We start from the raw sequence: 15,700 nt of genomic DNA, 5'->3' as shown, positions 1-15,700 counted from the left end.
ATGCAACCCGGAGCGTTGAGGAGCGGATTCCTCAACGCTCCGGCCAACTCCCGTTATCTTCTGATGATCGGCAGCCGAATCGTCACCACCTCATACCCCGGATCGAGGCGCAGAGTCGTGCTATAGGTCGCAGTGCTGGCATTGCCGGCGCCATCGAGCGCCTTGACATACACCCGATAGGTTCCATCCTTCGTCAGGTCTGGTCCGAAACCATTCGTTGGCGATGACGCCGTCCGATCCAGCACGCCCTCGAACAGGTTGAACCGCACACGAGCGCCAGCCGCAGCATTCGGCACTTCAACTGGCTGCCAGCGCAGATTGTCGAACGTCAATCCACCGGCAGGGAGCGGCGGGCGCAGGGTTTCTGCATTCGCCTCTTTCCCGAGATACTCAACCGCAATCCAGAGCCCCCAGAACTGTTTGGTCGCGTCGCTGGAGTTCGGCGGCGTCTGATTGTTCGTGTACCCGCGATCCGGAACCGATTCGCCCCGACGATAGAGATTGTCGGTCACAACAATCGTATTGATGATCAGCGAGCGCAGGATCGTCAGCGTATTTGTATCAGTCGTCAGATTGGTCTGACTCAGATCCATCACCGGGCGTCCTTCGCCATTCGTGCCGGGTGGGTCGTACACCATGCGGCGCGGCAGCGTCACACTGTTCCCGGCGCGGTCGAACACCTGAATCCTGAAGAGCGTCTCGCCGACCTGGAGCGACTGGTCTTGTACCTGCGGCGGCAACGGCAGATTGCTGGCGAACGTGCCGGTGATCGTCCCGCTCTGGAACAAAGCGTCGTTGTCGAACCGCACTTTATACTCGATGATACCGGTGCAGTCGCCGATGTCGGCAATCCGCATGTGCATCTGGGGAATCCGTGTGTAACCTGGATCGCCGTTCGACGCTCCTCCTTCACTCATCATGTCACCTGCTGGTGACACCGGAGAAAAGACCGGCGGAATGAGACCGAACATCTTCGGATTCATGACCTCGACAGCGGCATCAACCGGCGTATCGGCAGCCTGCGGATCGGCGATAAAGGTGACGCTGCGCCACTGCGGGTCGAACTGCGCGCGATTATTGGCGCGCAACTGCACATGGAGCGTCTGCACGCACTGTTCGAGATTCGTGATCGGCACATTGTACGTTCCGCTCCACGGCGCCGCTGGCGCATTTGCATCCTGAGCATTGAGAACCACCCGCTGTTCGGCTGGCGTACATCCAGTGGACGGCGTTATCGTCCCGACAACCGACGAATCACGCACAACGAGCCGATCCACGACGGTAATCGCATTGCCAATCGTGATCGTCTGCGCGACACAGTTGTCGCCCGGAGTACGGAACAGGTAGTACCGCATGATTTGCCCGCCGGGGACAAACGCTTCGAGGGCGCCATGCCCGTAGGACCAGTCCGAGAGGGTTCCAGTCACCATGCCGTTCGCGATGAAGACCGGACTGCTGCCGATGTAATTGTTCGTAAACCCGCCGTCCGGCAGGCGTTTGGTATAGAAGTACTCGTTGGCGCCGTCGCGCGCACGCACCCAAAAGAAATGGAGGTTGCCGATCGGATCGGTCGCAACGGCAACCGTGCCACGGGACTGCACATTGCTGATCCGTGAACGCGGCCAGGAGTTGAACCCTGTCCGCCGTGAGAAGAACACGTCACCCTGATCGGCGCCGCCGGTTTCCAGTTTGCGATCAAGACGACGATAGGCGACAAAGATTTCGCCGTTCCGGTCAATTGCCATCGTTGTGTCGAAGTAGCGATCGATGGACCCATTCTGGGCGGCGACGGTTTCACGCGTCGCCAGCGCCTCCGCTCCGCTCTTCGTCGCATCCCAGATGCGTGCATAGACCGTGGCGCCGGTGACATATGCAATACCCAGGGCGCCGTTCGGTCCGACTGATATCGCTGCCTGACCATACGCTTTCGCCCGATTGTCGCCGTCAAGGTACTGACGTCCGATACATCCCTCACCCTGGGCATTGCAGATCGTATAGAAGAAGGACTCGGGATCGCGCCACGTGATGACCACCTCGCCAAGTCCGCCGCCGGGGAAGGAACGAATGCCAACTTTCGGCGTCACCGGAAAGCCGCCGCCCTGATGGACGACGCGCGTGCCGCCCCACGTCTGACCGCCATCATCACTCCTTCGAAAGTAAATCCGATCCGTATCCTGATCGAGCCAGACCGCAACCACCACATTCTGATTATGCCAGGCGGTTGCGACATCGGCGCCGGTATAGTCGGTCTGCCCGCCAGCATCGCCAAGATCGACCGGTTCGGGGAACGTGAGCGACGAGTCAGACTTTCGCCAGTAGAACGTATCGTTCTTGCGATTATCACCGTTCACCGCAATAGCGTGCACGGTATTGGTATTCCACGACGCGGCAAGTTCACCATATTTGGTGTGCCGACTCCGTGGAAGATCGGCAGTTCCAACCAGGACAGGATTAACTGATTGCGCACGCACCGGCGGCGCGGAGGACGTCACGGTCATGGACGTCAGCAAGAGACCGATCAGGAAAAAATTGAGAATGCGCAGCATGCCAGAAACCTCCATTGTCGTGGATGCGCTACGGCGTGGTCACGCGAACATCATCGAAGAGCAGTCCGCCAAGCGCATAGGTGAAAAGCCCGGCCTGACCGCTCGTGAGAGTCGAGTCGCTGGCTTCCAGCATCGGAACGCCGTCAAGCGCAGCACGGATGTGGGCGCCATTCACGGTGAGGCTGATACGGTGCCAGCGCCATCGATCATACCCTGGCGCCTCACGCGTCGCCAGGACGGTCGCCTGACCATCGACCACGCGCTCCAGGATCATGTGCGAAGCGACGGGGTAGTCATTCGCGATGATCATGAAACGGTAGAAACTGTTTCCCTGCCGACGCGCAACCAATCCCGCCGCTGCATTGAACCGATCGTAAAACCATGCGCTGACCGTGTAATCCGTCCAGTCCGGTGATCCAACGAGCGCCAGCGTCTCGTTCGGGCGCGGATCGCCTGTCGGACCCGCGGTGCCGTTTTGAACCAACCGTCCATCGCGGACGACCCAGGCAGCGCGATCTTCCGGCAGAACAACCCCGACATCGACGATGTCCCATGCCGGACCGGTTTGGGTTCCGTCGCCATACGGCGTCTCGAACGAATCGGCGAAGAGCAGAGCGCCGCTCTCCTGCGTTCCTGCAAGACCAGACGGCGCTGGCAGGGGTGCAACCGTCGGCATTGGCGTTGGCGGCGGGTCGAAGAAGATCGGCGCCTGTTCTTCGGCGCGACTGCGCGTCCCTGGCGCACTCATGACCAGGAAGATGACAAACGCGCACGCCAACGCGCCTGCGAGGAACAAAGAAATGCGTTGTGATTTCATACCTGTCTGGTGAATCGCTCCGCCTGCATCCCAGGTACGAAGCGCTTCACGCTCCTCCTTTCACTCGTTGCCGGGTTCGCATTGGAAGGTGAGTCATTGTGCCAGCAATGCAATCGATGCAGCATATGCATCACATCGTTGCTTCTTATGACGTAAAAACGCACGACGAACGTGCCACATTAGAGCAACTCTCAAGCGCAAGCGGACATCGTGTGGTCAGGTAAACCTGATGATAAGAAACAGCTCCAGACCGGACGATAAAAAATGTTTGAACATTTGATCATTATTGCTCTCGCCAGCATGCCATTGTATCGTATTCGTTTCTTCCTGGCAAACAGCAGACGCTTTTTTCAGAAACATATCAGGTTGAGACTCATCGCACGTCAGGGCACGATTGGGAGAAGTGACCGCTGGATGCGTTCCACCTCGGCAGATGTAAACAGACGTGCATCGAAAACCGCAATACTCACGCTGCGATCTGGCACGTTTGGATCCACATCAACGGATGCACGCAGAACAAGACGATGTTCACCGGGCGGTATGAGCAAACGCAGCGCTATGCCTGACGCTTTCGGCAAAACCAGGAGCGAACCTGCCGATTGCTGATCGAACATCACGGTTGCGTGACGCGGCGCCCGATAGGATTGCAGGTAAAGGAGGATGTGTGCCGGTATGTCCTCCTGACTGGTGTTGACCAGCACAATCTCTCCTTCTTCGCCCATCCAGCGCCATCGATGATCACCATCGTACTCTTCGGGATGCCAGCCTTTGCCGAAAGCAGGATAGACAAACGGCTGTGCTTCACGATATGGAACAACATATGCGCTCAGGTCTTGATCGACATAGATCGGTGACAATGATCCGAGAACCTGGTGCAGCGATTCTCTCACTTCTGTATGGCGTTCAACAGGAATTCGACCCCAGTGGACAATAATGTGACGAATCCCGTAAGCATTCAGTTCCAGCAGGCGATCGTCTGCGGGGTTGACAAACAATCGGGTCGTATCTGGACGCATCCGCCACAACTGCCGCACACCTGGCGCCTGCTCGACAAACGGATACAGCGGAATACGCGACACAAATCCGCCTATCAACGGCTGACCATGGATAATCTGCGCCATAAGCGGCTCACTTTCTTCAAATGGCGGCGGCAGTTCCATCACAGCGCCGGGTTGCCCGGCAATGCGCTCATAGTACGGATGCACCCGGAATGGATGCAGCGACCAGCGCGGCGGGGCGAATTCAACCGCGATCAACGCTGCGCATATGCCGATAATCGCATACCCCTGTCGCGGCGGCACTCGCCTCCGCAACTCCCGGAGACCAAGCGCCGCCAGCGGCGCCAGCATCAGCGTGGTGATAACAATGAAATGGCTGGGACGTCGCGCGAGTTCCAGCCCCGGGATCGCCAGAATCATCTGATACGGCAGCGGTATCGACGTTCGCATCACGCCGATCTGGACAATCGGACCTAACGAGAGCACGATCGCTATCAATCCGATGACTGCCCAACACCACGCTTCACGGCGATTCATGATCAATGCGACGATGGACAACGCCAGCGCAACATACCCCGGTGCAATATTCCACGCGCCAATATACGGGTGCCAGGTGCGCACCAGCATCTCCACTGCGCTTCCCCAGAGTGGATGCAGACCATTGGGAAGAGCAAGATCATACACATTGGCGGAGCGCGTGAGTATCTTATCGAGCGGATGAGCGGGATCGAACCACGGACTGCTGATCACCAGCATTGCCTGTGCTGCTCGTGGCGCCGCTATAAGCAGCGGCGCCAGGAACAATAGCCCACACGCTGCTACAGTTACGAACTGACGCATCATACCCCATCGCTGCCAGGGTTGCACTCGCGCCAGCCAGATCGCCGCGAAAAGCACACTATAGACGCTAAAGAAGAACAGGTAGTACCAGCTGGTGTACCCGATCAGCGCCAGAAAGACCCCGGCGATCAGCGCGTCGCGTCGCTGCGCCTCCTCCACAGCGCGCAGCAGGAAGAACGCATACAGTGCGACCCATTGCAGGGCGATAAGCTCCAGTTGCCCGTCCCACACTTTGGTCAGGTGAAACGGCGAGAAGGTAAACACGGCGCCGCCAACAAATGCCGCCAGGCGGTCGCCGCTGACCCGCAACGCCAGGGCGTACCCGCCAATCCCCGACAGAGTCAGCGCGGTTATGACGGCGGCATTGTATGCAGCAATGGGACCGGCAAGCGCCGTGATCGGGAGAAAAAGGATGCCATTGCTGATGTTCAATGTTTGCAGCGTCAGATCGACACCCTGCGGATAGAACAGCAACGGCGTGAAGAACGGATTCGTGGCGGTCGTCACTGCGCGGTGCACCCACCACAGATTCCAGACATTTTGCCATCCATCGACGTCGGCAATCGGACCGCCCGGAAGGGCAGTGGTGAATACCGGCAGCACCGGCGCCATGACGATCAGGCTGAGTGCAAGATAGCCAGACAGCGGTAGAATATATGCGCTCTTTTTGAGAAATTGCCACATATCGCGCCTTCACCCTGTCGGACGCTGCGCGACGACCAGCAGCATTGATCGCGCTGGCGGAATCGCGCGTGTTGCGCTCCAGAGCAATGCCTTGACCAGCCAGCGATGGGGGTGGCGCAACAGACGCTGCCATTCCAGACCGACACGCTCCCATGGATCGCCGTATATGCGTCTCTTGACGATGAAACCTGCCTGATCCAGCATCCAGCAGAGCTGATCCATACTGTACAATCGACTGTGGGTGTAGTAGCGCGCTTCTGCCTTGAGACTCGCCCAACGGCGGAATTCATCATCATGCTCGAAGGGACGCAGCAGCAGAATGTCTGCCAGCACACGCAACCGGCTTTTCAGATAGAACTGGTTCGGTGTCGAAACCAGGAGGTATCCTCCTGGAACAAGCAGTTCTCGCATTGCCGCCAGCGCATCCAGCGGCGGATTCACAAGATGCTCAATGACTTCCGAGAAGATAATGAGATCGAATGATGCAGGCGGGTATGGCGGCGGTTCAGTATCAATATTCCAGCGCCGCACGTCAACCCCCAGGTCGCGCCACAATGATGCACGATGTTCCGGAAACAGGTCGGTGCCGCTGACCCGATACCCGGCGCGAACGAGCGCCTGTGTGAAAAGACCCGGATTGACGCCGATTTCGAGCGCGCGATTGCCAGCATCCGTCGGTAGCGCGGCGAGGATCATTGCAAAACGATCGCGGTGCAATCGGAAGTAGTCATGCTTGCCATCCGGCGGAATGGCAGCTCCGACATCGGCAAGGATCCGGTTGATGTGGTTTCGGACGATCACGGCAGGGATTGTACCATATCTGAGTCCACTGCAAGAAGGTATGTCACCGCAGCGGCGCAGCGTTCGCTGAGGCAGATTCCATAGCGCGTCACGCACACGCAACGCATGCTTCGCCATCCATAAACATGGTTGGCTTTTGGATCTCTCTGTGCGCTCGACGTCTCAGTGGTGCGTTTGTGCAGCGAAGTCATATCGTGAACAATTTAGATCATCCCCCGCCCCTTAAGTTCCAGATATTTTTCGATAACCGCCACGCTCAGACGATCGGCGGGAACGTCAAGGGTCAGGACGCCATTGCGGTGCAGGGTTTCGAGCACAACCCGTCGTTCTGCCAGAAGCATTTCAGCCACACCACGCCGGTAAACATCGGTCGCTTCGGTTGGCGCGCGCCCGGCAAGCCGGGTGATATTCGGGTCGGACAGAACGACGCACAACGGCAGATGACGCCGCGCCAGACGCGCCATGTGCGCGATCAGATCGCGTGCGGCGTCGAGCGTGACGAGATCGGTGAAGACGATGATCAACGAACGGCGTTTATGCCTGGCGCTCAGATAGGTGAGTGCGCGCGCATAGTCGGATTCGACCGGCTCGAACGGTACGTTGTACAGCGTCTCGAGCATGCGATAGAACTGGCTCTTGCCGCGCTTCGGCGCCAGATAAGTGCGAACATCATCGGCAAAGGTCAAGAGACCGGCATGATCCCCCTTGAGGGTGACCACGTAGGAGAGCAGCAACGTGGCGTTGATGGCGTAATCGAGCCGGGCAAGTCCTCCCGCACTACCATCCGCCGGCGCGCGCATGAGGCGACCTGTATCGATCACGCTGACAACGTACTGGCTGCGTTCGGTCTCATACTCGGCAGCGATGGGCTTGCCCCGTCGGGCGGTCGCTTTCCAGTTGATACGACGAAACTCGTCGTCGGGACGGTATTCGCGTAGCCGTTCGAACTCGACCCCTTGCCCAAAGATGCGCGCCGGACGTAACCCCATTTCGAGCAGTAACCCTTTGCGTGCGAACAGGTCGTATTTGCGAATATCCAGCACATTCGGATAGACCTTCACCGGCGCGGAAGCCGGATAGCGCGCCTGTTGCACGAATGTGCCAAAGGCGCTGACATAGCGCAGGTTGATGTCGCCGAACATATAGTCGCCGCGACGGAGCGGGCGCAGGTGGTAGCGCACTTCAAGCAGCGCAAACGGATCGACTGCTCCGCTCAGAACTGTGACATCAGCCGGGATTTCATCGGGATGCTCGTCACGGATCTGGAGTATCAACCGACGACGGGCGCGACTGGCGATGAGGATGGTCACCGGGTTACTGGCGCCCAGTGAGAGGCGCGAGTCGTTAATGCGCTCGACATCGAGGACAGTCGGACGGTCAGTGAGCAGGAAATCGGCGCTTGCCAGCACAGCGACAACCGTCAGGTACGCAACGGCAATCCAGATCATCAGCGGCGTGATCGCTGCTCCGGCGATCAGCACAGCGCTGGCGAGGAGTATGAGATAGAGGCGCAGTGTCGGGATCATGTGTTGTAGATTTCAATTCAACAGGTTGACGCATCACGAGTGGTGACAAGGTTATACCTGACGAGCAGAACGGCGCCAGAGCAGTGCATCGCAGCAGATCTTACAGCGGTTAAAACCTCCTCGGACGACCACAATCAACATCACGCTCCCAACGCGGCGGCCGCGATGAATTTCGGTCTACCTTCTGGCGCGCCCCACGCGGCGACCGAAATGATGGTCGTTGAGTAAATAATCCGCTACAGCCCGCGCAGGCGGGCTTTGCATTCCATAGCCGAGGGCTTCAGCCCCACGGCAAGGGCGCATACCGGATGTATTTCTCAATCTCCATAATTTCGGTCTACATTCTGGCGCGCCCCACGCGGCGACCGCGATGAATTTCGGTCTACCTTCTGGCGCGCCCCACGCGGCGACCGCAATGAATTTCGGTCTACGATCTGCCAAAAACGGGCGCCTCGTGCGACACGGCAGACCCGCACGAAGGTCAATGTATTCGAGAACTGCTGTATTTAGTCGAAGACCATAATGTCGGTCTACGAGCAGCAACCGAGGTCAGGCAACGCAAGAACATGCTCAGTCGCTCACAAGCAGCATCATTTCCCGATCCTCAGTTCTCAGTTCTCGGTTCTCGGTTCTCACCTCGGCACCTCCACCCGCGCCAGAATGCGCGCCATTGCCGTATCTGGCGTCAACCCCTCGATCTCGGCTTCCGGCTTGAGAATGATCCGGTGACGGTACACCGGTCGCGCCAGAAATTTGACATCATCGGGTGTGACATATGCGCGATTCTGCATCGCCGCCCAGGTTTTGGCGGCAAGCAACAGGCTGATCGACGCGCGTGGACTGCCGCCCAGGATCAGATCGAGACTTTTGCGACTCGCCTGAGCAATGTCGGTGACATATTTCAGAATGCCATCGTCCACCTGCACCTGACGGATCTCAGCGCGACACTGCGCCAGGATCCCAGGGTTCATCACCGGACGCAACCCGACCGTCTCCAATCGGTGGGCATCGAAGCCAGCATGATAGCGACGCAGCACTTCGATCTCGACCTCTTGCGGCGCGTAATCGACGATCACCTTGAAGAGGAAACGGTCGAGTTGCGCTTCTGGCAGCGGATAGGTTCCTTCGTATTCAACCGGGTTCTGCGTCGCCATAACGAAGAACGGCTCCGGCAACGGCAACCGCTCGCCTTCAATGGTCACCTGGCGCTCTTCCATCGCTTCGAGCAGCGCGCTCTGCGTCTTCGCCGGGGCACGATTGATTTCATCACCCAGCAGAATGTTGGTGAACACCGGACCTTTGCGAAGGCGGAACTGCCCGGTTCCCATCTCGAAAACCTGCGTGCCGATCACATCAGAAGGCATCAGGTCGGGTGTAAATTGCACGCGCTTGAACTCCACGCCGGTCAGCGCCGCCAGCGTCTTCGCCATCAGCGTCTTTGCCGTGCCCGGCACGCCTTCGAGCAGTACGTGACCGCCGCTGAACAGCGCGATCAGGATCTGCGTGAATGCCTCTTCCTGCCCGACGACCGCTTTCGACGCCTCGGAGCGCATAGTCTGTGCAATATCATGGGTCAGCATAGCATTCCATTTCAGTTCCCGGTTCCCGGTTCTCAGCTATCGGCTATCGGCTATCGGCCATCAGCCATCGGCTCTCAGCTCTCGGCTCTCGGCTCTCAGTTCCTGCTTCTCCCGCCACGCCTCAATCCGCCGCGCCAGGTCTGCGCCGCTGCGCGCCGCCAGATTCCGCCGGTACAGCAACGTCATCGAGATGAGCCAGGGTGGCAGCACCAACGCCAGACCAAGCAACCACGCAGTTCCAGCAATCCCCTGGGCAAACAACGACTCCTCGCCGAGCAGGAGCAGCGCCGGCAGCGGAATCAACACACCAACTGCCAGACTCACCGGGATGCCCACGGCAAACACCAGCAGCGCGCTCAGCCCCCAGGCAAGCAGATTCCTGCGCAGGCGAAACCGGATCAGATCGACACTACGCTCCATCGCCTCACCAAAACGCAACCGCTCGATCAACCATGGTTGCAGCGCATACAACAGACTGCTGTACCCTATGCCGCCAATGATAAACCCGAGCAGATACATACCCGTGAACAGCAAGCCGATGACTATCAGCAAAACTGCCTGCACCACGCCACTGCTATCCGGTGCTGCAACCAGCGCTACCGAAGCGATCCCTCCCATAACATAGAGCGGACAGATGCACACAATGCCCAGTAAAGATGACACGAACTGCATCAGAATACCGTAGGTAACGGTAAAACATCCAGCCTTCGCAACCACGCCAGGATGGAGCGCCAGCGCTTCGTGCAGATCGATAGGACGCCCCTCGATTGCCGCATTCGCCGCGCGTGACAATCCGCCGATCAGATAGATCAGCAGCGGCAGCATCAGGATCAGACCCGCCAGAAAGATGACGATGAACCAGCCAGGACCGAGTCGTTCCGCATTTGCTATCAGCAGACCTGTCGCAATTGCAATCGGGGTCAACCATGCGAGTCCCACCAGGACAAAACTGGTGAACGAGCGACGGTAGAGAGCAAACCCTTCATCAAGCAGATCGAGGGTGGCGTGCAGGCGCCCGGCGATGTTCGGTTTCACACACTCCTCCCCTTGTTGGCTTTATCCCCGCTCGTGGGTCTGCGCCTGGATGAACGCATCGGCAGCGGCAACCACGCGCAGCAACTCAGCATCCGAAGCGGGAGTCGCCCGCAGTTGCGCCAGCAACGCCAGCAACGCCGCTTCATCGATTGGGCGCAGCCGCGCCAGTTGATACACAAACTCGCGATCATCCGCCTGCGGGTTGATGCCGTATGGTTGCGCCAGGCGACGTTTGAAACTGGCGTAAAAGTGACGCAGCATATACGCGCGTTTGCCGCCGCGCTGATACAGATCGGCGATGCTCTCGACATACTCCGCACTGCTGCGACGTTCGACCTCTTCCCTCAGCGGCACAGCTCGCCCGAAGCGTCGCCCGCCCAGCAACAAAAACAGCGCCGTCACGGTCACGGCATAGATCCCTGCCCATCCCCATGGCGTGCGCAGCAACCCATCAGTCGGCGCTGGCGGCGCGACCAGTCCGTGATGGTACTCATCGAACAGAACGCGACCGCCGGGCGGCGCGCGCCGCAGCATATTCAGCACCAGCGCGGCGTGCTGCCGATCGCGCAACCCCCTATTCGTAAATGGGTGCGTGGTTGCACTGATATACACATACCCCTGACCGATTCGGACGCCCGCGATCAAGATCTGATCCGCTGCGCCAAACAGTGGTGCATAATCGTTGCGCTGCGGCGCGAGCGCGCGCCGTGGACGGACATTCAACTCACGCACCGGCGGTTGATCGAAGACCGGTTGCAGCGCTGGCACACGCTCGATCTCCTGGGTGCCGGTGATGACGGTCATTCGCATCTGCAATTCATCAAACAACGCATCGGATATGCTGAATAGATGCGGCGTGTCTTCTGCGAAGATCAGCGTCCCCCCGCGCTCGACCCAGGTCCGAATGTGGCGGGCATGATCCTTGCTGATCGCAGCGCTGGGATTGAGCATCACCAGCACAGCATCATCATCGGTCAACTCGAAAGGGCGATATTCGAGGCGACGCGCATCGTACCCCATAGCGCGCGTCCATTCGTACAGCGCCAGCGCTCCCGTCGGCGCGCTCGAGTAGGTCGTCGGAGTATCCGGCGCCAGCGATGGAGCGCGACCCGGACTGACAACCACAAAGGCGATCAAGACCCCAAAAAGAGTGGCTATCAGCAGCAGATCGCGCAATTGCCTCATATGCGCTTCGCTCCCATCTCGCGCCGCAACGTCTCGATCTGTTGACGGTACGCAGCGAATAGGGCAGCGTCAACCGGGGCATGACCGTACCAGACCTGATCGAACGTTTCGATCACCGGCTTCAGGCGCCGCAACAGGTCAGGATGACGCTGCGCCCGTTCCAGATGTTCACGGTTCGTCAGCGCGCGATCATAACGCAGCAGGTTCTGTTCATCGAGCCAGAGGAGCGCCGAGAGATAGAGGCTGCGCACGGCGGCGCGATAATCGCCATTGTGCGCCAGGACGCTGGCTTGATCGAACGCTTCGGACGCGGTCGGCACATGGTCGTCACCTTCCGTTGCGATCCGTGCATCGCGTACAATGCCGCGTCGCACATTGATTGCCAGATAGATGATCACCGCCAGCAGCAGCGCAACGCCGACCAGTATGATGATCCAGGCGACCACATTCGTTGCCAGCGGCGCTACGGTTCCAACCGGACGGGTGATCGTTTCGATCACCTGTGCCAGCCAGTCAAGCGCATCGATCAACCATTGCGGCGGCTCGAACGTCGGACGATTGAACGGTGGCGCATCGAGGATACGTTCCAATCGATCCAGCGCATCTGCCGGCGCCGATGACGGCGGTTGCGCCAGCGCATCGATCAGCGCACCGAGGTGCGCGCCGATCCCTGCGAGATCGGGAGCAGGCAACGCGAGCGCCGCGCGCAACCAGGCGTTGTCCACCGGCACAACCGTCCCATCAGGGAAACGAACCGCCGTCACTGCCGTCAGACGACCGGCGACCTCTTCGAGACCGATGCGGTCGCCGCGCTGAGCGGCAGCAAATGCCTCGCGCAACCAGGACTCGTACACTGACAGGTCAGGGGGATCAGACTGAACCGTGGCGGAAACCAGGGAAACGTCCAACCACAGGCCAATCACGATCAAGAGCAGAACATGCAAGACCGTCTGACAGATGTATAATAGTCGGTGCATAGCAATCCTGCGCGACGACTCCTGTGCTATTATATCAACGGCATCCGCCAACCGGCAAAGGTTGTGATATATTTACGCGCTGTTTGGAACCTGATAACCGCAGATGGTTAAGCCATGGATACAATAGTGGCAGGATCGCACTGCACACACAACACGTTATCAGCCAGATCGCGCGACTGTGACATTGCTCCGCATCATCGCGGCATGCGCCGAACTTACTTAAGACTTTGGGTTGATTCCTGTTGATCTCCGCGCGGATGTGCGTAATCTGGCAAGCGCTGTGAATCACACACCGTCCATAACTGGATGTGAAAGGCACTGCTTGGTTTAGCGAGGAGAAAGGCTATGCGCATTGGTATTCTGACCGGCGGCGGTGATGTTCCCGGCTTGAATCCATGCATCAAGGCGGTAGTAAATCGCGCAAACGACGCCGGGATCGAGGTCATCGGCATTCGGCGCGGGTGGGCCGGTTTGCTGTACTACAACCCGGACGACCCGGAGAGCGCGTCGGAATGGGTACAACCGCTCACCAAGGCGGATGTGCGCACGATTGACCGGTACGGTGGAACGCACCTGCACACATCACGCACGAACCCGCAGCGGGTGCGCGAGAAGGAGATGCCCGAATTTCTCAAGGGCAAGTTCGAACTCACCGGCGAAAAGAAAACCGCTGACTGCACGCCGCATGTGTTGCGTGTGCTGGAGCATCTCGGCATCGACACGCTTGTTCCAATCGGCGGCGACGACACGCTCTCCTACGCAGTTCGCATGCACCGCGAGGGAGTGCGGGTCATCGCTATCCCTAAAACGATGGACAACGACGTGTTCGGCACTGACTACTGCATCGGGTTCTCAACCGCGGTCACCCGCAGTGTTGACTTTCTCAACGCCCTGCGCACGCCGACCGGTTCGCACGAGCGGATTGCCGTGATTGAACTGTTCGGGCGCAATTCGGGGGAAACGGCGCTGATCTCGGCATACCTGGCGGACGTTGATCGTGCTGTCATCTCCGAAGTGCCGTTCGACGTTGAGAAACTGGCGCGCTTCCTGGTGGAAGACCGCCGACGCAACCCCAGCAATTATTCGATCTGCGTCATCTCGGAAGGCGCGTCGATGATCGGCGGGCAGGTGGTCGAATATGGGCAGGAAGACGCCTATGGGCACCGGAAACTCGGCGGCATCGGCATGATCACCGGTGAGGCGATCAAGAAGATCACCGGCATCGACATCGTCTACCAGCAACTGTCATATCTGATGCGCGCTGGCGCACCCGACTCGCTCGACCGGATGGTCGCCATCTGTTACGGTAACCTGGCGGTCGATCAACTGCTCCAGGGACACAGCGGGCGCATGGTGGCGCTCCAAAACGGGCAGTACACCACCGTCCCGGTCGATACCTGCGTGCAGGGAGTCAAACGGGTTGATGTCGAAGAGTTATACGACGCAGAGAACTACCGGCCGCGGGTCAAACACCCGCTTGGCAAGCCGATGTTCTTGTACTGAAGGAGGTTGACAATGGCCACGGTCACAATGACACGCGGCAAATTCAATGGCATCAATAAGTGTGCCAATGAACGCGGCGTCATCGCAGCAGCGGCGATGGACCAGCGCGGCTCGCTCAAGAAGGCGATCGCCAAAGCGCGCGGTGAAGGCGGAACGGCGACCAGCGACGATCTGACCCTGTTCAAAACAGCGGTCACGAAGGTTTTGACGAAGCACGCTTCAGCGATCCTGATGGATCCGGAGTACGGGTTGCCTGCCCTTCAGCACAAAGCGCCAAATGCTGGCGTGCTGATGTCGTATGAGAAGACCGGGTATGATGCTACGATCAAGGGGCGCCTGCCAGACCTGCTCGACAACTGGAGCGTCTACAGCCTGATCCAGGCCGGTGCAGATGCCATCAAAATCCTGATTTACTACAACCCGTTCGACGAGCCGGACATTCTGGCGCGTAAACATGCGTTCCTCGAGCGCGTCGGCGCGGAGTGCAAGGGGCTTGATGTTCCCTTCTTCCTCGAACCGCTGGCATACGATGACAACATTGGCGATGAGAAGAGTTTCGAGTTTGCCAAAGTCAAGCCAAAGTATGTCGCCGCCTATATGGAAGAACTCTCCAAGCCGAAATACGGCGTCGATGTGCTGAAAGTCGAAGTGCCGGTCAACATGAAGTTCGTGTCGGGCACCAAAGCCTTCGGCGGACAGGAAGCATACACTCGCCAGGAGGCGCTGAAACTGTTCCGCGAAGCGTCGGATGCCGCCACCAAGCCGTTCATCTACCTGAGCGCCGGTGTGACCGATGAGGTATTCCGCGAGTCGCTCGAAATGGCAGCCGAAGCCGGATCACGCTTCGCCGGGGTTCTGTGCGGACGTGCAACCTGGCAGGATGGCATCCCTGTCTATGCACGCGAGGGGTATGACGCGCTCGAGGCATGGCTCAACGACCGCGGTGTGCAGAATATCACCGCGCTGAATGAAGTGCTGGACAAAGGCGCGAAACCCTGGTGGGATATGTATGGCGGCAAAGACGCCATCAAGGTGGTCGATCTGCCGGTCTAACCATACGTTTGCACCCGATGTCCGTACCCGGGGATGGGGCGCGCCTCATCCCTTGACCGGTGTAAGCGCCGAGGCATGTATGCCAGAGAAGGCGGGGCACAGGGTCGATGCCGTCTACGCGCTGTCGCGTCTCAGGTGCGACGGCGCGTCGTATT

Annotated in this window: 11 protein-coding genes; 2 read left to right on the top strand and 9 right to left on the bottom strand. The window is 59.0% G+C overall.

Annotated elements, in window-relative coordinates:
* Positions 1 to 53 precede the first annotated feature (53 nt).
* From ROSERS_RS09525 to ROSERS_RS09485, 9 genes are all read right to left on the bottom strand, one after another.
* Complete coding sequence (locus ROSERS_RS09525; protein ID WP_011956576.1) at positions 54 to 2,546, bottom strand: hypothetical protein; 2,493 nt, start codon at positions 2,544 to 2,546, stop codon at positions 54 to 56.
* A 28-nt stretch (positions 2,547 to 2,574) separates the two neighbouring features.
* Positions 2,575 to 3,363, bottom strand: a complete 789-nt coding sequence (locus ROSERS_RS09520) for a hypothetical protein (RefSeq protein WP_011956575.1) — start codon at positions 3,361 to 3,363, stop codon at positions 2,575 to 2,577.
* A gap of 383 nt (positions 3,364 to 3,746) precedes the next feature.
* On the bottom strand, positions 3,747 to 5,885 hold the full coding sequence (locus ROSERS_RS09515) for a hypothetical protein (RefSeq protein WP_011956574.1): 2,139 nt from the start codon (positions 5,883 to 5,885) through the stop codon (positions 3,747 to 3,749).
* A 9-nt stretch (positions 5,886 to 5,894) separates the two neighbouring features.
* The gene (locus tag ROSERS_RS09510) at positions 5,895 to 6,686 is read right to left on the bottom strand and encodes a class I SAM-dependent methyltransferase (protein ID WP_232282806.1); all 792 of its coding nucleotides are present in this window, start codon (positions 6,684 to 6,686) and stop codon (positions 5,895 to 5,897) included.
* A gap of 203 nt (positions 6,687 to 6,889) precedes the next feature.
* Positions 6,890 to 8,212 (bottom strand): DUF58 domain-containing protein, encoded by a 1,323-nt coding sequence (locus tag ROSERS_RS09505; protein WP_011956572.1) that lies wholly within the window; start codon positions 8,210 to 8,212, stop codon positions 6,890 to 6,892.
* Between the two features lie 632 nt (positions 8,213 to 8,844).
* Positions 8,845 to 9,792, bottom strand: coding sequence for an AAA family ATPase (locus tag ROSERS_RS09500; RefSeq protein ID WP_011956571.1), 948 nt, complete (start codon positions 9,790 to 9,792; stop codon positions 8,845 to 8,847).
* A 60-nt stretch (positions 9,793 to 9,852) separates the two neighbouring features.
* Positions 9,853 to 10,827, bottom strand: a complete 975-nt coding sequence (locus ROSERS_RS09495; protein WP_011956570.1) for a hypothetical protein — start codon at positions 10,825 to 10,827, stop codon at positions 9,853 to 9,855.
* 21 nt (positions 10,828 to 10,848) lie between these two features.
* Positions 10,849 to 12,012: a DUF4350 domain-containing protein gene (locus ROSERS_RS09490; RefSeq protein WP_011956569.1), complete on the bottom strand. Its 1,164-nt coding sequence runs from the start codon at positions 12,010 to 12,012 to the stop codon at positions 10,849 to 10,851.
* Positions 12,009 to 12,989 (bottom strand): DUF4129 domain-containing protein, encoded by a 981-nt coding sequence (locus tag ROSERS_RS09485; protein ID WP_011956568.1) that lies wholly within the window; start codon positions 12,987 to 12,989, stop codon positions 12,009 to 12,011. Before ROSERS_RS09485 ends, ROSERS_RS09490 begins: the two co-directional genes overlap by 4 nt.
* A 345-nt stretch (positions 12,990 to 13,334) precedes the next feature.
* Here ROSERS_RS09485 and ROSERS_RS09480 point away from each other — a divergent pair, with 345 nt between their 5' ends.
* Positions 13,335 to 14,492: a 6-phosphofructokinase gene (locus ROSERS_RS09480; protein ID WP_011956567.1), complete on the top strand. Its 1,158-nt coding sequence runs from the start codon at positions 13,335 to 13,337 to the stop codon at positions 14,490 to 14,492.
* A 12-nt stretch (positions 14,493 to 14,504) separates the two neighbouring features.
* Positions 14,505 to 15,545, top strand: coding sequence for a tagatose 1,6-diphosphate aldolase (locus ROSERS_RS09475; RefSeq protein ID WP_011956566.1), 1,041 nt, complete (start codon positions 14,505 to 14,507; stop codon positions 15,543 to 15,545).
* Positions 15,546 to 15,700 lie beyond the last annotated feature (155 nt).

This window comes from Roseiflexus sp. RS-1, from assembly GCF_000016665.1.
Classification (GTDB): Bacteria; Chloroflexota; Chloroflexia; order Chloroflexales; family Roseiflexaceae; genus Roseiflexus.
Note: the sequence above shows the minus strand (reverse complement) of the source record. Positions and strands in the feature narration are given on the sequence as shown.